The organism is Archangium gephyra (assembly GCF_049060025.1).
Classification (GTDB): Bacteria; Myxococcota; Myxococcia; order Myxococcales; family Myxococcaceae; genus Archangium; species Archangium gephyra_A.
The window spans coordinates 7,195,811-7,217,389 of the sequence record NZ_JBMEQQ010000002.1 but is presented as its reverse complement, the minus strand read 5'-3'; the positions used below and the strand labels follow the sequence as shown (position 1 = coordinate 7,217,389).

Sequence of the window (21,579 nt, the reverse complement as noted above, 5' to 3'; positions counted from 1 at the left end):
CGTGTAGCGCCCCCTCTCCCGCAGGGAGAGGGGGACGGGTGTTGGCTACCGCCTCGAGCGCCGCGTCTCCCACTCGGAGCGCAACAGGCCCCACACCTGCTGGTCCTTGCGCTGGCCGTCGATGAGGTAGTGCTCGCGCATCACGCCCTCCAGCGTGAAGCCGAGCTTCCTCGCCAGTCCCTGGGATGGGAGGTTGTCCGCCGCGGTGGTGAGCCACACCCGGTGCAGGAATGGCCACTCGAAGAGCCGCTCCAGTGCCATCGCCACCGCCCGCGTGCCGAGGCCCCGGCCGTGGTACGCGCTGGAGAGCATGTAGCCAATCTCGATGCGCCCCTGGAACCGCGACAGCTCCCTCGCGGCCACCGTGCCGATGATGTGCCCGTCCAGCTCCACCATCCACCGGAAGCTCGTGGCCTTCGGGTCCGACAGGTCGCTGGTCGCCTCTTGAATCCGCTCGAGCAGCGACTCGCGCGAGGAAGGCTCCAGCGGCATGAGCCTGCGGGACACGGGCTCCTCGCGCATGGCCATCCAGAGGTCCACGTGCTCGGGCAGGGCGGGAACCAGACGGAGGTCCGGAGTCGTCATGGCGGCTACTGTAGCGCCTGCTCTCCAGGCCACCGTGTCACACGGACGTCCCACGCAGACCCAAGCGCGTAACCCCTTGGGAAAAGGCCTTCTCTTTTCTCGGGGACTCGCTCCCGCCCAGCGGCCTGCCGGGCAAGCCCCCGCTGCACGAACCGGGAGCGCGCCTCAGTTTCCCGACCGCAAACGAAACACCCAACGGAGGGGAGACACACATGAAGACGAAGCTTCTGCTGGCAGGACTCGTGGCGGGTGCGGTGGCGTTCGGGACCGGGTGCAAGACGGACAAGGGCACCACGAATACGAGCACGGACCAGACGAACACCATGTCGACGGATGCCGGCACGGGCGGCGCGGGCGTCGACACCATGGACCGCGGCCGCGAGGAGGTGGATCCGCTGCCCCAGGAGGGCACGCGCGAGATGGAGCCCGGCGTGCACGATGACATCCCCGCCGAGCCCGGCACGGGCGGCACGGGCTTCGAGCCCGAGCCCATGGACCCGACGAACGACACCCTCGGCGGCGAGACGGGCGACGAGCCGCTCAACCCGGGCGCGCCGGCCAATCAGCCCATTCCGAATGAGGACATGAACGACACCGAGCGCAGCACCGACCCGATGAAGTGACAGCCCGGCCACACCCGGAAATGAAACGGCCCACGGGCGCGAGGCTCGTGGGCCGTTTCGTCCGTCACGGATTCGGAGAGCGGCTCAAGGCACCGCGGGCGCGGCCTGCACGGCGGGCGCGGCCTCGGCGGGCACCGGCTGCGCGGCCTGGGCCGCCTCCTGCTCCGCGGCCCGGCGCTTCTCGACCTCGGCCTTCAGGTGCTTCAGGCCCTGCTGGAAGTTGTTGCCGAGCATGGTGTTGATCATCCCGACGAAGTAGCCGCCCATGATGGGAGGCAGCGTCCCGCTGTCCACCCAGGTCACCTTCGTCCCGCCGCCCTCCTGCGTCCACGTGAGCGAGCCGTGCGCGTTGACCGCCTCGCGCGTCTCGATCATCTCGTCGATCCACACGCCCGCGGCCACATCACTCTTCGTGATGGTCATCTTCCCGAGCCCCATCTTCGGGCCCTCCCATGCCCACCACGCCCCCACGCCCGAGGCGGGACCGCCGTACTCGTTCTTCACCTCGGGGTCCATGTCCTTGGTCCACGCGGCCCACGACTGCCAGGCCTTGAGGTCATCCACCAGCGGGTGGATGTGCTCGGGCGAGGCGTTGATGACGATCGACCGCTCCACCTTCCACTGCCTGGGCAGGAACAGTCCGACCACCGTCAACACCACCACGAGCCCCACGAATCCAAGGCCCAGACGCTTCAGCGCGCGCTTCATGTACTCCCCTTGTCACCGGGTGACGGCTTCCGGCGCGGCACCATACACCGGAGCCTGCTGGCGCCAGATGTCACGCGCCTCGTCCACGCTCACGGCGCGGAACCGCACGGTGGCCCCCGGTCTGCGAGCGGCCAGGCGTCCCCAGTCGGCGCGGATGACCACGGCGAGCACCGGGTAGCCGCCCGTGGTGGGATGGTCCGGCCCGAGCACGATGACCTCGCCGGACCCGGGCACCTGGAGGGCCCCCCGCACCATCGGCCCCGAGAGCCCCGAGCCCTCATCCGCCTGGGGCAGTCCCGGCCCGCGCAGCCGCATGCCCACGCGATCGCTCGTCGGCGACACCGTGAAGGCGCTCTCCAGCAACACCTCCACCGCGTCCCCGCCGAAGCGCCCCAGGTCCGGCCCGAGCACCACCCGCACCTCGGCCTCCAGCGGCAACACCCCACCGGGCTCCTCGCGCGGGCCTCCTCCGGCCCCGAGCGGCAGCACATCCCCGCGCTTCAACACCCGGCCGTCGATACCGCCCAACCGGGCCACCGGCAGCGTCCCCCGCCCGCCGAGCACTTCGGGCAGGCCGAGCCCCCCCTCCACGGCGGCGTAGCGCACCACGCCCGCCTCGGGCGCCGGGACGGAGAACGGGCCACCGGCCTCCACCCGGAAGGCCCGGCCGTCCACCGACACCCACGCGCCGCGCCCGTGCAGCCGCAGCTCCAGCCGGCCGTAACACTCCAGCGCCGCCGCGCTCCACCCGTTGCCCACCGAGCGGTTGGCCGCGGCCAGCCACTCGGGCACCAGCGCGCCTCCGGGCGGCACTCCCTGGTGCATGAAACCCGCGCGGCCACCGTCCTGCACCATCGCCGGTCCACCGGCCTCGAGCACCTCCAGCCACGCGTCCATTCAGTCCACCCGCTCGAAACGCACCCGGTCCCCCAGGCGCAGCAGCGCACCGGAGCCGGGCTGGAAGGCGGTGAAATCCACGGCGGTGCCGAGCAGGTTCCACCCGCCCGGCGAGGCGAACGGGTAGATGCCGGTGCGGCGCCCGGCGAGCCCCACCGAGAGCGCCGGCACACGGGGCCTCGGCGTGGCCAGCCGGGGCGCGGCGATGCGCCCATCCACCTCGCCCAGGTAGGCGAAGCCGGGGAGGAAACCGATGCTGCGCACCGTGTACTCGCGCGAGGCGTGCAGCAGCGCCACGTCATCCACCGACAGCCCCACGCGCTCGGCCACGGCCTCGAGGTCCGGCCCGTCGTAGCGCACGTGCACGGTGATGAGCGGCGGCTCCTCCAGCGGCGCGGCGGTCACGGCCAGCCGCCCCAGCACGCGCCGGGGATCCTCCGGAGGCGCCGCCGGGTCGAAGTACACGCTGGCGTACTCCTCGCACATCACCACGTCCACCACGCCGGGCTCGGCCTTCAGGGACTCCAGCATCCGGCGCCGCTCCAACCGCGCGGGCAGGACGAGCCGCAGCGCGCCCTCCCCCATGGGCTCGGAGCGCAGGGACAGCACCTCCAACACGGCGCGCACCTCGCGGGCCATGTCCACCGCGCCCGGAGAGTCCCCGTGCACGCACAGCGTGTCCACCGTGCCTCCGAGCGCCAGCCGCAGCGCGTTCTCCCGGGCCACCGCGGGGTCGCTCAGCACGGCGCCCGGCTGCCCGCGAGGAATGAGGGACCCATCCGGCAGGGTGCCGCGGTCCGCGAAGCCCTCGCGCGCATAGGAAAACCCCACGGCCCGGGCGGCCTCGCGCAGCGCGCCGGAGCCCGGTCCGAAAAAGGTGATGCCGGGGCCGAGCGCCTCGAGGACGCCCTCCACGACGGCGCGGGCGAGCGCGGGGTCCCGGTTGGCGGCGTGGTACAGCGCGCCATGGGGCTTGGCGTAGCGCACGGGCACGCCCACCTCGGAGGCGAGCACCATCAACCGGGAGCACTGGGCGGCCACCTGGGCGCGGAGCACCTCCGGGGCCACCTGCAACTCCTGGCGGCCGAAGTGGGCGCGGTCCTCATAGGAGGGGTGGGCTCCGGCGCGGGTGCCATGACGGGCACAGGCCGCGAGGGCCCGGCGCATGGACTGCTCGTCGCCCGCGTGCCCGCCGCAGGCGATGTTGGCCACCTGGGCGGACGCATACAGCCGCTCGTCCTCCTCGGGCAGCTCGCCCAGGTCGATGTTGAGGAGACACTCCGCCATTCGCGCCGCCCCCACTCGTTGAAACACCAGACGCCGCTGTCCTGGAATGTGGCGCACGGTAGACCTGGACGCCCTCGCGGTCCACAGCCACGCGGCAGGGCCTGGGACTACCTCACTCGCTGCTCCAACCACTTCACCAGGGCCGCGGCCTTGTTCTCATCGGTCCACTCCACGAGGGCCTCGTTCCGGAGCTCCCCCTCGGGGCCGGTGAGCACGACGGTGGGGCACCGGAGCGACATGGAGTCCCCGTCGCTGTCCTTCTTCTGGCGCTCCTCGACGATGACGGACTTCACCCGGCCCCACGGCACGTCGAGCCGCTCCTCCCGGACGGGTTCATGAACAGCAGCATGAAGAGCTCATGGCCCCGAACCCCCGTGAGAACGTGGGGGTAGAACGCCGCGCGGGACTGGCGCGCGATGCCCTGGAAGATCATCCCATCGAACCCCAGCGCCCGAGGGGGGGATGCCAGCACCCCGGGCACGGGGGCACCTCACCCGGAGTCCCTGCATCGGGGTGGCACGAGGGGTTCGAATAAAATCCGGGGGGCCCCGTCTGACCAGGTGTTGACGGAAACGCCCCAACCCAAAGGATGAACACCATGAAGCTCCTCTCTTCCGCCCTTGTCGCCTCGCTCCTTCTGACCGGCAGTGCCCAGGCCCAGCAGTGGGGCAACAACCGGGGCGAGCGTGCGCAGGACCGCCAGGAGATCCGCACGGACCGGCGCGAGCTGCGGGACGACCGGCGCGATGTGGCCGAGCTGGAGCAAGTGCTGGCGCGCTTTGACCGGGCGTGGTCGCGGCAGGACGATCGCGAGATGACGGCGGTGGAGTCGAGGCTGCGCGAGCTGCTGCGCCAGGAGCTGAACGAGAGCCGCATCGAGCTGGAGAAGGACAAGCGGGAGGTGCGCCGGAGCACCCGGGAGGTGCGCCGGGACTCGCGCTGGGGCCGTGGGGATGACCGGCGCGACCGCCGGGACGACATCAAGGACACGCGCGTCGAGGCGGCCACGCTGCAGTCGCGGATGGCGATCGCCCGGGAGCTCAACTGGGTGATGGGCAACCGGAACTACGCGGACCTGCAGCGGGAGCGCAACCTCATCGTGCAGCTCATCCAGATTGCCCGTCACGAAGTGCAGCAGACGAAGCAGGAGCTGCGCGAGGACCGGCAGGAGCGTCGCGAGGACCGCCGCGAGTCGCGTCAGCGCTGGTAGTCCGCACCACTCCCTCTCCCCTCGGGAGAGGGTCGGGGTGAGGGTATCTCGGGCCCCGGGTTGAACCCAGGAGCCCCCACCCCGGACCGCCCCGCCACTAGATGGGGGGCAGGGACTTACGGACGCTCTCGCGAGCCTCCATGCGAGCGACCCAGGCCTTCACGTGGGGGAAGGCCTCGAGGTCCACGCCCATGGGGGTGCGCAGGACCAGGGCGGAGACGACGGAGAAGTCGGCGAGGGTGAGCTTGCCGCAGAGGAACTCCTTGCCGGCGAGCGTCTTCTCCAGCACGGCCAGGTCCCGGCGGACCTTCTCCATGCCAGCGGCGTACTTCGCCTCGTCCTTGGCCTTGCCGAAGAACTTCGCGTAGAGGGTCTCCATCATCACCTCGCCGGTGGAAGCGGCGAAGGTGCTGGCCTGCCACTGGAGCCACTGCTGCACCTGGGCCATGCCGCGCGCGTCGGTGGGCAGCAGCCCGCTCTCGGGCTTCTTGGCGGCCAGGTAACACATGATGGCGTTGGACTCCCAGACACAGAAGCCGTCGTCCTCGACGAGCGTGGGCACCTTGCCGTTGGGGTTCCTGGCGAGGAACTCGGGCGCCTTGTGCTCGCCCTTCGCCATGTCGACGGTGACGAGGGTGACGGGCAGGCCGAGCTCGTGGATGACGGCGCGGACCTTCAGAGCGGCGCTGGAGAACGGGTTCTCGTAGAGTTTCATGGTGCTTCTCCGGGGGATGCGGGTGCCGCCCCTATACGCCAGCTTCACCCCTGAGTGCGAGCCATGAGCGAGGCCCTCGTGCTACCGGCTCCCGGGGGAGCGGGCGGGGGGGCCGGACGCCCGGCGGACGACAGGGGCGGGCTTGGAGAGCAGCCGGGCGGACATTGCATCGCCCGCGCCCTCGACACAAAGGATGGATTCCTCCCGGGGGCCGGTATTCTGTGCCCCTGCCCATGTCCAAGCCCTCCATCTTCCAGGTCCTTCGCAGCCCGCGTGCCTGGCTCCTCGTGGCGCTCGGCTTCGCCTCCGGTCTGCCCCTCCTCCTCGTGGGTGGCACCCTCTCGGCCTGGATGACGAACGAGGGCGTCAATCTCAAGACGATCGGCATCTTCACCCTCGTCTCCTCGCCCTACACCTTCAAGTTCATCTGGGCGCCCGTCATGGACCGCTTCGCCCTGCCCTTCCTGGGCCGGCGCCGCGGATGGATGCTGCTCACGCAGCTCGGACTCATGGGCGCCATCGCCGCCATGGGCTTCGTCAACCCCAAGGACCAGCCCTTCACCATGGCGAGTCTCGCCCTGCTGGTGGCCTTCCTCTCCTCCAGTCAGGACGTCGTCTCCGACGCGTGGCGCACCGACACCCTCTCCGAGGCCGAGCGCGGCTTCGGCGTCGCCACCTTCGTCATGGGCTACCGCTTCGGCATGATTGCCTCGGGTGCCGTGGCCCTCAGCCTCTCGCAGTTCATCGGCTGGTCTCAGACGTATTGGATCATGGCCTCGCTGATGCTGGTGGGCGTGCTGGCCACGCTGGTGGCCCGCGAGCCCCAGGGCCAGCGCCCGCCGCGCACCCTCACCGAGGCCGCCGTCGTCCCCTTCCTCGACTACTTCCGCCGCAACGGCGCCGTGCTCGCCCTGCTCTTCCTGCTCCTCTACAAGCTGGGGGATGCCGTGGCGGGCGGCATGACCACGCCGTTCTTCCTCAAGCTGGGCTTCACCAACCTGGAGGTGGGCACCATCAGCAAGGGCGTGGGCATGGGCGCCACCATCGTGGGCGCGCTCTTCGGGGGCGCGCTGCTCGCGAAGCTGGGCATGCGCCGCAGCCTGTTCATCTTCGGCGCGCTCCAGGCCCTCACCAACCTGACCTTCCTGGCGCTCGCGCTGGTGGGCAAGAACCACCTGGTGCTGGCGCTCGCCATCTGCACGGACAACGTGTGCGGCGGCATGGCCACCACGGCCTTTGGCGCCTTCACCATGTCGCTGTGCAACAAGCGCTTCAGCGCCACCCAGTTCGCGCTGCTGTCCGCGCTGGCCAACTTCGGCGGCCGCATGCTCACCGCCTCCTCCGGCTTCCTCGCCGAGGCCATGGGCTGGGCCGGCTTCTTCGGCCTCACCGTGGTGCTCGCCCTGCCCGCGCTCGTGCTCCTCAAGTTCCTCCCCGAGGGCATCGCCGCCCCCGTCGAGGAGCCGGAGCCCGCGCCCGCCGAGTTAGCCGCCTCGCCCGCCCCCGCCGTGGCGCGCTGAGCCCCGGGGGCGCCCCCGCTCCGCTCTCCCGCCTGCCCTCCTGCCTGACCCCGTGGCTTCCTTGCCGCCGGGCGGGCACGTCATGACCGTTGATGATTGGAGGTATCGCATCATGGCGAACCAGGACAGACGGCCCCCCCCGCAGCCCGCCGAGGACATGTTCGGACGCCCCACGGACGTGCGGAACGACCAAAAAGAACAAGAACCCACCCGCGAGCAGCAGAGCGCCCACCAGAGCCCGCGGTACGAGTCCCCGGACTCGGACGACTTCCGCAAGCGCTGCGCCCAGGAGGCCGAGGAGGAGGTGGCCTGCGGTGGCGTCGGTGAGATTCCGGACGGCGACGGCGTGCGCAGTGACCATGGGACCAATCCGCTTCCCGAGAGCTACTGGTCCGCCTACCCTGGCAAGAAGCCAGACGGGTACTGAGCGGCGGCACGGCCCACGCACTGTTCTGGCAGGAGAACAATCGTGGGCGCCTCACTCGACGACCTGGTGGCCATGACGGTGTTCGCCCGCGTCGTGGAGGCCCACTCCTTCTCGGGTGCCGCGGCGCGGCTGGGCCTCTCCAAGTCGGCGGTGAGCACCCGCGTGGCCGCGCTCGAGCGACGGCTCGGGGTGAGGCTCCTGCAACGCACCACACGCCGCCTGTCCGTCACCCCCGAGGGTGCCCGGCTCTACGCGCAGTGCGCGCACCTGCTCTCCGTGGCGGACGAGGCGTCGGACCTGCTCGGCAACGTGGGCACCATCCCCGAGGGCCTCGTGCGGGTCTCCGCCCCCGTGGGCATCGCCCTGCACCCGCTGCCCTCCCTGCTGGAGAAGTTCGCCGAGCGCTACCCCCGCATCCAGGTGGAGCTGTCCGTGTCGGACCGACGGGTGGACCCCGTCACCGAGAGCTTCGACGTAGCGGTGCGGCTCTTCCAATATCCCCACGAGCGCTCCCTCATCGAGCGGCGGCTCGGCACCGAGAAGCGGCTCATCTGCGGCGCGCCCGCCTACTTCGCCCGGCGCCCCCCGCCCGCCACGCCCCACGACCTGGCCTCGCACAACTGCCTGCGCATGCGGGACAGACAGTGGAACTTCCGGCTGGAGGGCGGCTCCACCGTCGTCCCCGTCTCGGGCACGCTCGTGGTGGATGACATCGCCGTGCTGCGCGAGGCGGCGCTCGAGGGCCTCGGGCTGGCCCGGCTGCCGGGCTCGCTCGTGGACGCGGACCTGCGGGAGGGACGGCTGGTGTCGGTGCTCGACACGTACGCGGCGGACCCGCTCGTCATCTCCCTCGTCTACCCGCAGCGCAAGCACCTGCCGCAGCGGGTGCGCGTGTTCATCGACTTCATGACCGAGCACTTCCGCAAGGTGTTCCGCGGGGAGTAGAGGGCCTCGGAGCCGGGCCTCAGGCCGCCGAGGCGGTGGCGGGGGCGTCCTGGGCCTCGTCCTGCTTCCTCGCGGGCATGCCCAGGGCCGTCACGCAGCAGGCCCCGGCGCAAATGGCCATCACGGCCGCCATGGGCAGCATGCTCCCATCGTTGAGGAGCCCCACGCACGCCGAGGCCGCGGCGGACACGGCGAACTGCAGGGAGCCGAGGACGGCGGAGGCCACCCCGGCCCGGGCGCCATGATCCTCCAGGGCCAGCGCGGCCGCGTTGGGCGTCACGAAGCCGATGCTGGAGATGAACAGGAACAAGGCGGGGGCGAGCGTATAGACGCGTCCGAGTCCGCTCACGGCCAGCACCAGGAGGGTGGCGCCCATGAGGACCATGAAGAGCGACGCCCAGACGGTGATGCGCTCGGGCGAGCGGCGCGCGAGGAGCCGCCGGTTGAGCTGGCTGGCGCCGATGAGGCCAAAGGCGTTCGCGGCGAAGAGCCAGGCGAAACGCTCGGGCGAGACATGGAGGACGTCCATGAACACGAAGGGCGAGCCGGAGATGTAGGCGAACATGCCGGACTGCGCGAAGCCGCCGGCGAACGTGGCGGTGAGGAAACGCCGGTCGGAGAAGAGGACGCGGAGGTTCGTCCCGAGCGAGCTGGCGCCGGGCCTCCGGGTGTGGGGCGACACGCCGGGAATGGCCACCAGCGTGAGCACCAGGGCCACGAGGCCCAGCACGGCGAGCACCCCGAAGATGGCCCGCCAGCCCGCGACCTGGAGCACCTGGCCGCCCAGGAGCGGGGCGAGGATGGGGGCGGCGCCCATGATGAGCATGAGCAGGGAGAGCACGCGGGCGATCTCCCGGCCGCTGTAGAGGTCGCGAACGATGGCGCGGGCGATGACGGCTCCGGCGGCGCCACCGAGCGCCTGGAGGAAGCGCAGCGCGATGAGCCAGTGGGCGCTCGGAGCGAACACACAGGCGGCGGACGCGAGGATGTAGAGCACGATGCCCGCGATGAGCGGCCTCCGGCGGCCGAACCGGTCCGAGAGGGGGCCATACATGAACTGGCCCATGCCCAGGCCCGCCATGAACGCCGCGAGGGTGAGCTGGACCAGGGAAGCGGACGTCCCCAAGTCCTCCTGGATGGAGGGCAGGCTCGGCAGGTACATGTCGATGGACAGCGGGCCGAACGCCGTCAGCGTGCCGAGCACGAACAGCAACAGGGCACGCCGTTGGGTCGAGGAAGGGGAGCTCATCGTGCCTCTCTAACCGCCGGCACGGGATGACCCAAGGCTCGCCGGACGGACACAGTGTTCCGCCAGGAGAACAATGGACCCAGCGGCGAGGCGCCCTACGCGGGAGGCTTCGCCGTCCCGGGCAGGCGCACGCGGAAGGTCGTCCCCTGCTCCGGGGTGCTCTCCACGTGGACGCTTCCCCCATGCGCCTCGGCCACGCCCTTCACCAGCGTCAGCCCGATGCCCCAGCCCTTCTTTCCACTGGCCTCCGCGCTCTTCGTCCGGGCGAAGTACTGGAAGAGCTGCTGCTGCTCTCCGGAGGGGATGGGATTGCCCCAGTTGTGGACGGCGAGCTTCCGTCTGCTCGCCTTCCCGCGTCAGGCTCACGGTCACCGGCCGCGTCCCATCTCCGTACTTGATGGCATTGCCACACAGGTTCTCGACGAGCCTGCGCAGGGCCCGCGCATCCCAGGTGCCTTCCACCCGCTCCTCGCCCCGGAAGAGGAAGCGCTCTCCATGGACGCTCGAGAGCTCCTCCAGCGTGTCGGCCACCACCTGCCGGAGCTCGCAGGGAGCCACCTCGATGGGCAGCCCCTGGCCCGCGCGGATGCGGTTGGTGTCCAGCAGGTCGGTGATCATCTGGTCCGCGCGGTCGATGTTCTGCCGCACCCGGGCGGCGAGCGCGTAGACCTTGTCGGGCAGATTCGGCTGGCGGGGAATGAGCTGGGCGCTCATCTTCGCCGCGGTCAGCGGCGTGCGGAGATCATGACTGAGGGAGGAGACGAACTGCTCCCGCAGCTCGCGCTCGAGCCGGAGCTGCGACAGGGTGGTCTCCGCGTCTTCCCGGGCCAGTTGCTCACTGTTGAGGAACCTCGCGAGCAGCTCCTCGGCCTCCTTGCCCTGGCTGATGTCGAGCACGAACGCGACGTTCTTGAAGCGCTCCTCATCGATGAAGGCACACCCCAGGAGGACCCAGACGACGCGGCCGTCCGGGAGGACGTACTTCTTCTCGTAGGGCGTGCAGACCCCCTCGGGGGACTCGAGCATCTCCTTCGCCGCGGCCCTGTCCTTCTCCAGCTCCTCCGGCGGAGTGAGGACATCCCAGCGAACCTTGCCCGCGAGCACGTCCTCCCGGGAGAGACCGAGGAGCCGGGCGTAGTAGCCGTTCACGTCGTAGAGGCCGCCCTCGATGTCGCCGAAGACGATGCCGATCAGGTTGGACTCGAAGAGCCGGCGGAACCTGCTCTCACTCGCCGCGAGGCTCCTGCGCTCGGCCTGGACGGTGTCCTGGAGCCGCACGTTCTCCAGCGCCATCCCGGCCAGGGCCCGGAGCGACTCCAGGAGCCGCAGGTCCTCCTGCGTGAAGGGCGCGCGGTCCTTCTTGTCGTGGAGCTCGAAGCACCCCACCAGCGCTCCGGAGCGGTCGAAGATGGGCAGGTCGATCAGGTTGTAGAACCCCCGGGTCTTCAGGAGCCATGGCAGGACATGCGCATCATGGGCCGCGTCGTTCGAGATGTACGGCTGCCCGGTGAGCATCACGTGGCCGGGGACCCCCACGCCCGGCTCGAAGACGACATGGCGGGGTTCGATGGGCCGCCCGTCCCGCCACAGGGACTCCATGATGACCATGCGGCCATCGACCACCCGTCCCCAGACGCCTTCGGCCGCGTCCACCAGCTCCATCGCCGTCCAGACGAGCCGCCGGATGACGTCCAGGTCATGAAGGCTCGAGTTGAGATCCTTCGCGGCGAGTGTGAGCAGCTCCAACTGCCGGTCACGGCGCTCGAGCTGCTCCCGGGCCTGCCGGAGCTCCGCTTCCAACCACCAGTCGCGCGGCTCGTGGCCCTGCTCCCGTTGGGAAGCCTCCTGAGACGTCCCGCGCGAGCTCTCCTGGGTGTTCATTCCCAGTGGATAAGCCTCCTCCCGGGCCAGCACCAGCCGGAGGAGGGGACCCGGAGCAGGGAAACCGGGCATCCGGGCGATGGATTGGTCACCTGCAAGACGAATCCAACAGCTCCGGCCGGTACTCGAAGTGCATCGTGTCGTAGTGGTACCAGCGCCCACCCCAGATGAAGCCCTCGGCCTCGAAGGCGTCCACGAGGGCCTGGGGAATCTGGTTGGCCCAGCGCACCGGCGCCTTCGGCTTCGCCCACTCCCAGTAGTGCGAGCGCTTCACGTTCACGTCGATGGACACCCCGTAGGAGTGCGCGCTCTGGCGGCGCGTGTTGGCGATCTTCCGCCACACGAAGGTGCCGCCCAGGTTCTTCAGGTACGGCCGCAGCGACGGCTCCTTCTTCACCTCCGCGTCCAGCCGCTTCGCCACGCGCTCGAAGGCCGGTGCCGCCTTGCGGTTCACCTTCAGCGTCTGCCCGAGGAAGCCGATGTCCACCACGTCCACCTGGGCCTCGGTGGCGCCGTAGGCCGCGTGGAAGAGCGGCTCAAAGCGGATGCGCCCCGGGTCCTCGTTCTCGCGCGTCACCGGCTGGATGGGCCCGGGGGTGTACGGAAGGGAGAACGTGTCCTCCAGGTCCGGGGACTCCAGCTTCTCCGCGAAGGACTTCGTCTTCCCGTCGTCCCAGGGGTGCAGGGTCCCCGCCAGCTTGACGTGCCACGCGCCGTCCACCTGCACCGGCTCCACCGGGTACCACTTCGCCAGGCAGGCCAGGGCACGCGGGGGGGCTTCCCCGGCCCCGGCGCGGCCCGCGAGCACGAGCGTGAGCACGAGGGGCAGGGGGCTGTTCGCGCGGAGTCTCATTCGCACTGGAGGCTCCGGTCAGCGGATGAGGACGCGTCCGCCCTCGATGCGCGCCTGGCTGCCCAGGTCCTCGGAGAGGCTGTGGATGAGCTGGGCCACGCCCGGGTCCTCGGCGCGCCGGGGAGGCTCGTACAGCCCGGCCTGGAGCGGCACGGCCTCCACGTCCACCGCGGCCCCCTCGTCATCGATGCGGAAGCGCAGCACGTAGGCGTCGCGCTCGTCCGTGCAGCCACAGACGAAGGCCAGGTTGCCCAGCGAGTACGCGATGACGCCGCGCCCGTGGCGCTGGATGCCCTGCGGGGTGTGCGGGCCATGCCCCAGCACCGCCGTGGCCCCCGCGTCGATGAGCTTCTCCGCCAGCCGGCGTTGCTCCTCCGTGGGCAGCAGCGCCCCCGTGCGCCCCCAGTGCAGCGACACCAGCACCGGCCCGCCCTCGCGCGCCTCGCGCACCCGGGACGCCAGCGTGGACTCGTCCTCGGGGGACCAGGACTCGGGCAGATCGCGCGCGAGCAGCCGGATGCGCCGCCCCCGCACCTTCAGCTCCGCGTCCATGGTGGGCGTGGCCACCTGGATGCCCTGCTCGCGCAGCAGGGCGGACGTCTCGGTGCGCCCCAGCTCGCCCTGGTCCAGCGCGTGGTTGTTGGCCAGCGAGACGGCGTTCACCCGGCCCTTGAGCCACTTCACCACCGCCGGGGACGCGTTGAAGCGCAGCGGGCCCGTGGGCATGCCACCCGGGGCCATCCCGGACTCGCTGCCGTACCTCGTGATGGGCGTCTCGAGGTTCACGAAACGCACGTCGCCCTGGAGCAGCTTGGACAGGGGCGCCACGTGGGCCTCGGTGGAGGCGGAGCCCAGGTGCAGGTCTCCCGCGGCAGAGACCGTCACGGGTGCGGCGCCCAGACACAGCAGGAGCAGGCCGAGCATCGGGCTATTTCTTCTTGGCGGGAGTGCCGAACCGCTCGAGGGCCTCGGCGAAGCTCTTGCGCCCGGGGTTGAGCGGCGCGTTCATCTGGCGCTGCTCGCGCACGGAGGGGATGGGGGACTCCGCGGGGCCCTCCTGGGCCTCCCGGTCGATGCTGTCCTGGCCGCCGCCCACGCGGCGAAGGGGCTGAGTTCCGTAGACGCGGCGATTGGGGTCTCTGCCAGCCATGGCGCTCCTCCGGGGGGGTCGGTGGTGCCCCAAGCATAGGCCGGAGCGGGCCGGACTTGCACGGGGGGCTCGCCGGAGCCGGAAGCCCGGGTGAGCCGAGCGTGCCGTGAAAGCCCGTCCCCAGGGCAGGCAGGCGCCTACTTGCGCTCGGGGCATTTACGGGCGATCACCCCGCCCTCGCGGTACCCTCCGTCCCCCGCGCCATGTCCTCCTCGTCGACAGCACCGCTCGCTCCCGAGTCGGCCCTGCTCCGCGTCGCGCCTCCCCCCGAGGAGTCGCCCCTGCGCCGCGCCGAGCTGCGCCTCCAGGAGCTCCTCGCCGAGATCGACTCGCTCGACACCGAGCTCGATTCGCTCGGCCTGGAGCTGCAGCGATTCTCCCGCGCCTACGAGGACTCCCTCGCCGCCTCCTTCGAGGAGGTGAGCCGCTCCGAGCGCCTCCTGCGCCGGCTCCGCAACCTCCAGGACGCCGCCTCCGCCCTCACCCGCCTCCTCGAGCAGCCCGCCCTTCCTCCGGCTGATCCAAAAAAGCCCCCCGAGCGCGCCGCTCCGCCCCAGACCTCCGCGCGCCAGTCCTCCAATACCGGCCCCGAGCGCGGCTCCTTCGACGACGAGGACGAGGACACCGTCGAGGACGAGGAGGCGCCCGAGGACGACACGCCCTCCGAGGAAGAGCTCCAGGCCGAACGCGAGGACGAGGCCGTGGCCCTCAAGCGGCTCCACCGCCGTCTGGCCCGGCTGCTCCACCCGGACCTCGCCCAGTCGGACGAGGAGCGCACGCGGCTCGACGCCCTCATGGCCCGTGTCAACGTGGCCTACGAGGCCGGAGACCGCACCACGCTGGAGCTCATCGCCGCCAAGGTGGGCGCGGGCGACACCGCACCCGGCAACCTCACCGACGACGAGCGCCTGGCCCACCTCGAGCGCCGCATCCGCATCCTCTCCACCGCCGTCCACTCCCTGCGCCAGCAGCGCGAGAGCCTGCGCTCCACCGCCACCGCCCGCCTCCACGAGGAAGCGAAGCGCCGCGAGGCCGAGGGCCGTGACTACCTCGCCGAGACGCGCGCGGAGATGGACGAGGAGCTGCAGGGGCTCGCCCAGGATGCCCGCGCCCGCATGCGCCAGCTCGAGCGCGCCGCGCGCACACTGACTTCCCTGAGGAACAAGCGCATGTCCACGCTCGCCGAGAACGTGAAGGGGCGGAAGCTCCGCGTCTTCGATCCCGTGCAGGAGAGCCCCCTGGTGCGCCAGGGCGTGCTCCGCCTCGAGCGCCAGCGTGCCACTCCCGCCGCACGCGAGCTCGCCCGCCGCCTCGAGGACGCCGTCACCCAGGAGCCCTGGCAGGTCGCCCTCACCCTCATGGCCTTCTTCGCCGAGGCCGCGGGCCGTCCACCGCCGGGGCTCGACACCACCGAGGCCTGGGCCGAGCGCTACGAGCTGCTGCGCGAGCTCGACATGCCGGAGGCGCCCACCTACGACCAGGCCCTCACCCGGCTGCCGCGCCACCTGGAGCTCGGCATGCGGGTGATGAAGAAGGAGGTGCGCTTCGGCCTCCAACTGCGTGACGCCGAGCTGCTCGCCGCCGTGCCGCTGGCCCTCCAGCGCGCGGACGTGGCCGAGCGGGGCCGCTCCGTGCTCGCCGTCATCGGCCCCCAGGAGCAGTGCAAGCGCTGCGGCGAGGAGGTGCTCCTCCAGCACCTCTTGCGCACCCGCGGGCTCGACGAGCTCAACGGCATGCTCTGCCCGCTGTGCGCCCACGTGCAAAAGAGCTACTGGCTCTACAGCCGCTCCGAGGGCCAGGAGGCCCTGCTGCCCCATTCGCTGCGGCTCGGTACCATCGTCGAGCAGGGCCTGCGGCTGGCGGGCACCACCATCGGCTTCCAGCTCCTCCCCGAGGAGCGCGAGACCCTCACCACCGCCCAGCTCCTCCAGCGCTTCGTGGACCTGTACCTCCAGCCCTACGGCGTGGAGTTGGACCCCGCGCACCTGCGGCTCGTGCAGCGCGGCAAGGAGCTCGAGACCGAGGCCCCCGTCACCCGGGGCGCCATCAGCTTGAAGCTGGAGCCCGGGGCCGGTACCTCCGAGAAGGAAGTGCTGGAGCTGCTGCGCTCGCGCATCGAGCGGCGCTTCCGTCCCGACACCTCCCGGTGAAGCCCGGTTGAAGGCTTCGCGTCTGGCTTCAAACGAGCCCGGGTGAATACCCACCCGGTGGAACTCCCCGATTGCGCGGGGGCGCACGCATCCCGGAGCATGCGAGACCCTCTCACCCCGGGAGCTGTCCGCATGACCTGGAATCGCGTCACCTGGACCACGCTGCTCGTCTGCGCCGCCACGCTGCTCGGCTGCCCACCCTCACTCCCGGACTCGCCGGACGCCTCCACCCCCGATGCCGGCACCGGCTACGAGTGGGATGGCGGCTACGTCCCGCTCGAGGAGACGGGCAACACGTGGACGGATACGGGCCCCTTCTCACCCTGCACCGTCACCGCCGCACGGGGGGCGGACTGCACTGACTCCAGCTTCTTCAGCTTCTTCGATCTCTCGGCGTGTGACCGCGAGCCGCTCGCGAACGCGGGCACCGACGGCCTGTATCTGATGACCACCCGCTTCGACGACAGCCCCCCGTCCTTCCACGCCGTCACCCTCCGCCTCCGCGGTGACGGCGGCACCCAGTACTTCGAGGGCCGTCCCATCACCGGGCAGGCGAGCGACGGAAACACCCGCTTCTACTCCAGCAGCTTCACCACCTCGCGCGGCACCACGTGGACCACGATGCTCGCCACCTGCGAGGCGCCCCAGGCCCCCGGGTTCACCGGCTGCATGGCCGTCTGCAGCAACGGAAAGTACTCCTACTCGGAGACCTTCAAGACCCAGCGGATGAAGTGGCGCACTGGTGAGTCCGAGGCCTCCGGATTGGAGCTCGTCTCCGAGAACCCCGTGGACATCGGCTACCCGGTGGACGTCTACGTCACCAAGAGCCATGCCTACGTGGTGTCCATCATCCAGGACGAGAAGCAGGGCGGCCTCACCGTCTTCGACGTGAGCAACCCGTCCGCGCCCGTGAAGGTGAAGAGCCTCCAGCTCGAGAACGACGCCTATTGGAACGGCGTGTGGGCCAAGGGAGACGCGCTCTATGTGGCCAGCGCCGCCAGGGGCGTGCTCGTCTTCGACATCAGCGAGCCGGCCAATCCCAGGCTGGTGCGCACCCTGCCGGCCACCCACCTCAACATCCACACCGTCTTCGTCGAGGGCAACCGCCTCTACGCCGCGGCGCCCTCCAAGGGAGTCCTCCTCTTCGACGTCACCACGCCCACCGAGCCCGTCGAGCTCGGCCGCTACGCGTCGAACCCGCACGACGTGTTCGCCACGGGAGACCGGCTCTACATCAGCAATGGCCCCTACGGCTTCGTGGTGGCCGACGCGAGCAACCCCAGCGACATCCGCGAGCTCGGCAGCTTCAGCTACGAGCCGCAGTACGCCCACCACAACGCGGTGGGCACCTTCGGCGGCCGCACCATCGCCTTCGAGGGGGGCGAGGGCCCCGGCGAGCACCTGCGCGTGCTGGACATCACGGACCCGGCGAACATCGTGAAGATTGGCGAGTTCCAGCTCCGCCCCGAAATCTCCATCCACAACATGGTGCTGGTGGGCAAGAAGCTCTACATCGCGTGGTACCAGGAGGGCGTGCGCGTGCTGGACGTCTCCAACCCCACCCAGCCCACCCAGGTGGCGTACTACAACACCTGGCGCGAGACCGATGAGGATCCGGGCCACTACTTCTCTGGAGCCTTCGGCATCCGCGTCCCCGGCGACGGGTTCATCTACGCGGTGGACTCCTTGCGCGGGCTGCTCATCCTGCGCGAGCAGTGAGCCGACGAGGCCTCAGCGCGGGGCCACCGCCACCACCCGGGGAGGCGCCTTCGGGGCCGGTTGCGTCCGCACGCACGGGTGCACCGGGCCCTGAAGCGGCGCACGGGGGACGCGGTAGAGTCCGGGGCCATGCGACACCCGATGCGCCTCGGCCGTCTCCTCTCCCTCCTGCTGCTGGGCGGACCCGCTCTCTTCGGGTGCCTCAGCGAGCGTGAAAAGACCGTCCGGCGCCTGCTGGAGACGCGCGAGTGTGAGGGGTGCGATCTCACAGACGCCTCGTTGGAGGGGGCGGACCTCGAGGGGGCCCGCCTCAAGGGGGCGACGCTGTCGGGCGCGAAGCTGGCTCGCGCGCGCCTGCGCAACGCCGACCTCACTGGCGCCAGGCTATGGAGCGCGGATGCGCGGCAGGCGGACCTGCGCGGGGTGCGGCTCGATGATGCCGAGTTGCTGAGGGCGCAGTTCCAGGGCGCCAACCTGGAGGGGGTGGATCTGCGCACCGCCGACGATCTGGAGTCCGTCAACTTCGAGGGTGCCAACCTGCGCGGCATCAACCTGGAAGATGGCAGCCTGACCGGATGGGAAGGCCCCTATCGCCGCCCAAAGAAGGCGCATTTCTACCACGTTCCCACTGGAGGCGCGCTCCTCATGCGCGCGGATCTCTCGGGAGCGAGGCTCCGGTCCGCGATCCTGGCGAAGTGCAACTTCGAGGGAGCCCTCCTCCGGGGCGCCGACCTGCGCGACGCCAATCTGGAACTGGCCAACCTGGAGGGGGCGGACCTGACGGAGGCGCGGCTGTCGGGCGCCACCTGGATCGACTACAGCAATTGCAAAAAGGGCTCCGTGGGACGGTGCATTCCTACCCGCCCCCGTTGAGCAAAGCCCTCTCGGAGAGCAGAGGACCATCCGCCACCCGGTTGGAGGCATTGGGCCCGGAGCGACGCACGGGGGGACGGGGTAGACTCCGGGGCCATGCGACACCCGATGCGCTTCGCCCGGCTCTTCTCCCTCATCCTGCTGCTGAGCGCCCCCACCCTCTCCGGGTGCCTCAGTGAACGCGAGAAGATCGTCCGGCGGCTGCTGGAGACGCGCGAGTGCGAGGGGTGCGATCTCACGGACGCCTCGTTGGAGGGGGCGGACCTCGAAGGAGCCCGCCTCAAGGGTGCGACGCTGTCGGGCGCGAAGCTGGCGCGCGCGCGCCTCCGCAACGCTGACCTCACCGGCGCTGGTCTGGAGGCCGTGGATGCACGGCAGGCGGACCTGCGTGGGGCTCGGCTCGATGATGCCAGATTGATGAACGCGCAGTTCCAGGGAGCCAATCTGGAGGGGGTGGATCTGCGCAACACCAACACCCTGGAGTCCGTCAATTTCGAGGGTGCCAACCTGCGCGGAATCAACCTGGAGAGCGGCGCCATGAATGGCCCGATGGGGCCCTACCGCCAATCCAAGAAGACGAATTTCTATCACGTGCCCAGTGGAGGCGGGCTCCTCATGCGCGCGGACCTCTCGGGAGCGAAGCTCCGGTTCGCGACCCTGGCGAAGTGCAACTTCGAGGGGGCCATCTTCCGCGGCGCCGATCTGCGCGACGCCAATCTGGCACTGGCCAACCTGGAGGGAGCGGACCTGACGGAGGCGCAGCTGTCCGGCGCCAGATGGACCGACTCCAACGAGTGTGCAAAGGGCTCCGTGGGGCGGTGCATTCCCTCCCGTCCCCGTTGAGCGGCACGCGCCCTCTCAGCGCCCCGCACGCGGCAGGGTATCCAACTGGCCCTCCAGGGCCGTCCTCACCTTCGGGTACAGGTCCTGGCGGCTGGTGGAGTGCGCCGTCATCGCCAGGTAGGGGATGCTGCCCAGGGGAGGATGGCCCTCCGGCTGCTTGAACTTGGGGTCATCCACCTGCATCGGCCCGCAGTCGCGGTCCTTGAAGATGAGCGCGTAGCTCTCCAACATCTGTACGAAACGCAGCACCAGCTTGTCCTGATCGGTCTGGGTCCCCAGCTTCGACTTCACCCAGGCCTGGCTGCGCAACATGCCCTCGTACCAGTCCACCGCGGTCGCCCATTTGGACACCGCGGTCCTCAGCGGCTCCATCTGGGCGATGAGCGTGAAGAGCAGGTCCATCAGCGCGTGCTGGGAGGGGAACTGCGCATAACGGACCTCGATGGCCTCCAGCCGGGAGATGAACTTGTCGAAGGCGGCATCCTTCCCCCTGCCAAAGAGCAAGTCCTTGTCCGTGATGGGCAGGTCCACGATCCGGGCCGCGAATGGTGTCCCCCGGAGCTGGTCGGCGGGGGTGGTCTTCGTGTTGTCGAACTCGTGGATCTGCTCCTTGAGCAGTTCGTACACGAGGTCCCACAGCGGGCCCCTCAGGCTGGTGCGATCCACCGAGAGGAACTTGACCAGTGGCAGCAGGAAGGCGGTGACGTGGAGGTCCTCGAAGAAGCCCTGGTGCGGAAACTTGCCGCCCTTGAGACGGACCAGGAAGGCCTTCTTCGTCTTGTCCAGCCCCCGCTCGATCTCGTCCAGCCGGAGGCGGAACTTCGAGGCGAGCGCGTCGCTCATCACCTGGCGATGCTTCGTCAGCTTCGCGTCCAGCTCCTTGGGCACCGGGTAGTCGATGCCCTGGTTGAACCTGCCGATGATCTCCCGCGCCTTGTCGAACACGGCGTGGACCTGCTTCAGGGTGGAGAGCACCCCCTCGTAGAGCTTGATGCCCGCATCCGCGTCCATCAGCAGCTTGGGATCGAGCTGGTACCACTTGCTCCGAGTGAGCTGCATATCCACGGACAGCATGGCGCTCTGGAGGAGCCCCGTGTCGAACTTCACCTGGGCGATCCGCTCCACCAACTCGGAGGCGCGCACCTGCTGGAGCACGTCATTGAGGGGATGGAGGGAGAAGTCAGCGATGACACGCTGGGTCAGGTCGTACTTGCAGTAGACATTGAGGACGCGGCAGTCCTTGTGGAAGGCGCCGGTGTCCACCGGGTGCAGCCGCGTGAAGAAGGGCGTGGACAGATAGGTGATGCTGCGGATCTTCCACTGCTTCGGCCACTGCTTGGAGGTGGCCGCCCGGTGGGTGAACTCGTTGATGACGTTGCCACCATGCGAGTGGCCGATGAGGTGGATGGACACCTCGCTGTGGAGGAAGCGCTTGTAGTAGGCCTTCTCGCCATTGCCTCCGCACAGCCGGTCCGCGAGGTAGGCCCCGGCAATGCGCCGGTTGGTGGGCGAGTTGTCGCCCGTCCACCCGTGGGCGACGAAGAGGTGCAGGTTGCGGTACTTCTTCTGGAGTTCCAGGAGGGCGTCGCCGAGCGGTCCATTGTCCCCCCAGTACCAATCCGGATCGTTGTTCTTCGTGGGATCGGGCGGCGGAGGAATATTGGGATTGCGGTAGCTGGCGGAGCGGACCTTGGGATCGCTGTTGATCGGATCCACGGTGCCGCCCACCATGACCACGATGTTGATGACGTCCCGGGCGGTCTGCTTCTGGGACACGGGGGCGACGCGCGCAGCCGTCTGTTGCGAGAGGGGCGGGGCCATGGAGGGTCTCCTGGACAGCCTCCCAACAATCCCCCACCCGAGGTCGCCCGAGCAAGGGACGCACCGGCACACCTTCCCCGACAAGAACAAACAGGGTGATTGCTCCAAGCGCGCCCGGAAACT

Annotated in this window: 21 protein-coding genes and 1 pseudogene; 9 read left to right on the top strand and 13 right to left on the bottom strand. The window is 70.0% G+C overall.

Annotated features, from left to right (window positions below; translation table 11 throughout):
• Positions 1 to 45 precede the first annotated feature (45 nt).
• A complete protein-coding gene (locus ACN28I_RS31500) occupies positions 46 to 585 on the bottom strand; it encodes a GNAT family N-acetyltransferase (RefSeq protein WP_420945615.1) in 540 nt (179 codons plus the stop codon).
• Positions 586 to 797: 212 nt separating this feature from the next.
• Here ACN28I_RS31500 and ACN28I_RS31495 point away from each other — a divergent pair, with 212 nt between their 5' ends.
• On the top strand, positions 798 to 1,208 hold the full coding sequence (locus ACN28I_RS31495) for a hypothetical protein (protein ID WP_420945614.1): 411 nt from the start codon (positions 798 to 800) through the stop codon (positions 1,206 to 1,208).
• Between the two features lie 84 nt (positions 1,209 to 1,292).
• Here the strand turns inward: ACN28I_RS31495 and ACN28I_RS31490 are convergent, their stop codons facing one another.
• The 4 genes from ACN28I_RS31490 to ACN28I_RS31475 all read right to left on the bottom strand — a co-directional run bounded on the left by ACN28I_RS31490 (position 1,293) and on the right by ACN28I_RS31475 (position 4,408).
• Entirely contained in the window at positions 1,293 to 1,916 is a 624-nt protein-coding gene (locus tag ACN28I_RS31490) for an SRPBCC family protein (protein WP_420945613.1), read from the bottom strand.
• Between the two features lie 12 nt (positions 1,917 to 1,928).
• Positions 1,929 to 2,813 carry a biotin-dependent carboxyltransferase family protein gene (locus ACN28I_RS31485; RefSeq protein WP_420945612.1) on the bottom strand — a complete coding sequence of 295 codons (885 nt, stop codon included), beginning with the start codon at positions 2,811 to 2,813 and terminating at the stop codon, positions 1,929 to 1,931.
• Positions 2,814 to 4,100: a LamB/YcsF family protein gene (locus tag ACN28I_RS31480; protein ID WP_420945611.1), complete on the bottom strand. Its 1,287-nt coding sequence runs from the start codon at positions 4,098 to 4,100 to the stop codon at positions 2,814 to 2,816.
• Between the two features lie 107 nt (positions 4,101 to 4,207).
• Positions 4,208 to 4,408, bottom strand: coding sequence for a hypothetical protein (locus tag ACN28I_RS31475; protein ID WP_420945610.1), 201 nt, complete (start codon positions 4,406 to 4,408; stop codon positions 4,208 to 4,210).
• A 290-nt stretch (positions 4,409 to 4,698) separates the two neighbouring features.
• Between ACN28I_RS31475 and ACN28I_RS31470 the strand changes: the two genes are divergently transcribed.
• Entirely contained in the window at positions 4,699 to 5,310 is a 612-nt protein-coding gene (locus ACN28I_RS31470) for a hypothetical protein (protein WP_420945609.1), read from the top strand.
• 97 nt (positions 5,311 to 5,407) lie between these two features.
• Here ACN28I_RS31470 and ACN28I_RS31465 read toward each other — a convergent pair whose 3' ends face one another.
• On the bottom strand, positions 5,408 to 6,025 hold the full coding sequence (locus ACN28I_RS31465) for a glutathione S-transferase family protein (protein ID WP_420945608.1): 618 nt from the start codon (positions 6,023 to 6,025) through the stop codon (positions 5,408 to 5,410).
• A 233-nt stretch (positions 6,026 to 6,258) separates the two neighbouring features.
• Between ACN28I_RS31465 and ACN28I_RS31460 the strand changes: the two genes are divergently transcribed.
• The 3 genes from ACN28I_RS31460 to ACN28I_RS31450 all read left to right on the top strand — a co-directional run bounded on the left by ACN28I_RS31460 (position 6,259) and on the right by ACN28I_RS31450 (position 8,917).
• Entirely contained in the window at positions 6,259 to 7,545 is a 1,287-nt protein-coding gene (locus tag ACN28I_RS31460) for an AmpG family muropeptide MFS transporter (RefSeq protein WP_420945607.1), read from the top strand.
• Positions 7,546 to 7,657: 112 nt separating this feature from the next.
• The gene (locus tag ACN28I_RS31455) at positions 7,658 to 7,972 is read left to right on the top strand and encodes a hypothetical protein (RefSeq protein ID WP_420945606.1); all 315 of its coding nucleotides are present in this window, start codon (positions 7,658 to 7,660) and stop codon (positions 7,970 to 7,972) included.
• A 42-nt stretch (positions 7,973 to 8,014) separates the two neighbouring features.
• Complete coding sequence (locus ACN28I_RS31450; protein WP_420945605.1) at positions 8,015 to 8,917, top strand: LysR family transcriptional regulator; 903 nt, start codon at positions 8,015 to 8,017, stop codon at positions 8,915 to 8,917.
• 19 nt (positions 8,918 to 8,936) lie between these two features.
• On the opposite strand, the gene ACN28I_RS31445 is transcribed toward ACN28I_RS31450, so the two are convergent.
• The 6 genes and pseudogenes from ACN28I_RS31445 to ACN28I_RS31420 all read right to left on the bottom strand — a co-directional run bounded on the left by ACN28I_RS31445 (position 8,937) and on the right by ACN28I_RS31420 (position 14,050).
• On the bottom strand, positions 8,937 to 10,166 hold the full coding sequence (locus ACN28I_RS31445) for a Bcr/CflA family multidrug efflux MFS transporter (protein WP_420945604.1): 1,230 nt from the start codon (positions 10,164 to 10,166) through the stop codon (positions 8,937 to 8,939).
• Between the two features lie 95 nt (positions 10,167 to 10,261).
• Complete coding sequence (locus ACN28I_RS31440; RefSeq protein ID WP_420948753.1) at positions 10,262 to 10,471, bottom strand: sensor histidine kinase; 210 nt, start codon at positions 10,469 to 10,471, stop codon at positions 10,262 to 10,264.
• Positions 10,472 to 10,754: 283 nt separating this feature from the next.
• Positions 10,755 to 12,047 (bottom strand): annotated as a pseudogene (locus ACN28I_RS31435) (PAS domain S-box protein); the annotation flags it as partial.
• Between the two features lie 88 nt (positions 12,048 to 12,135).
• A complete protein-coding gene (locus ACN28I_RS31430; protein WP_420945603.1) occupies positions 12,136 to 12,900 on the bottom strand; it encodes a M15 family metallopeptidase in 765 nt (254 codons plus the stop codon).
• An 18-nt stretch (positions 12,901 to 12,918) separates the two neighbouring features.
• Positions 12,919 to 13,824, bottom strand: a complete 906-nt coding sequence (locus ACN28I_RS31425) for a CapA family protein (RefSeq protein WP_420945602.1) — start codon at positions 13,822 to 13,824, stop codon at positions 12,919 to 12,921.
• Positions 13,825 to 13,828: 4 nt separating this feature from the next.
• Positions 13,829 to 14,050: a hypothetical protein gene (locus ACN28I_RS31420; RefSeq protein WP_420945601.1), complete on the bottom strand. Its 222-nt coding sequence runs from the start codon at positions 14,048 to 14,050 to the stop codon at positions 13,829 to 13,831.
• A 203-nt stretch (positions 14,051 to 14,253) separates the two neighbouring features.
• Between ACN28I_RS31420 and ACN28I_RS31415 the strand changes: the two genes are divergently transcribed.
• From ACN28I_RS31415 to ACN28I_RS31400, 4 genes are all read left to right on the top strand, one after another.
• Positions 14,254 to 16,200 (top strand): molecular chaperone DnaJ, encoded by a 1,947-nt coding sequence (locus ACN28I_RS31415; protein ID WP_420945600.1) that lies wholly within the window; start codon positions 14,254 to 14,256, stop codon positions 16,198 to 16,200.
• Between the two features lie 132 nt (positions 16,201 to 16,332).
• Positions 16,333 to 17,919, top strand: a complete 1,587-nt coding sequence (locus tag ACN28I_RS31410) for an LVIVD repeat-containing protein (RefSeq protein ID WP_420945599.1) — start codon at positions 16,333 to 16,335, stop codon at positions 17,917 to 17,919.
• 129 nt (positions 17,920 to 18,048) lie between these two features.
• Positions 18,049 to 18,792 carry a pentapeptide repeat-containing protein gene (locus ACN28I_RS31405; protein WP_420945598.1) on the top strand — a complete coding sequence of 248 codons (744 nt, stop codon included), beginning with the start codon at positions 18,049 to 18,051 and terminating at the stop codon, positions 18,790 to 18,792.
• Between the two features lie 96 nt (positions 18,793 to 18,888).
• On the top strand, positions 18,889 to 19,635 hold the full coding sequence (locus ACN28I_RS31400; protein WP_420945597.1) for a pentapeptide repeat-containing protein: 747 nt from the start codon (positions 18,889 to 18,891) through the stop codon (positions 19,633 to 19,635).
• A 15-nt stretch (positions 19,636 to 19,650) separates the two neighbouring features.
• On the opposite strand, the gene ACN28I_RS31395 is transcribed toward ACN28I_RS31400, so the two are convergent.
• On the bottom strand, positions 19,651 to 21,456 hold the full coding sequence (locus ACN28I_RS31395) for a hypothetical protein (RefSeq protein ID WP_420945596.1): 1,806 nt from the start codon (positions 21,454 to 21,456) through the stop codon (positions 19,651 to 19,653).
• Between the last annotated feature and the right edge of the window lie 123 nt (positions 21,457 to 21,579).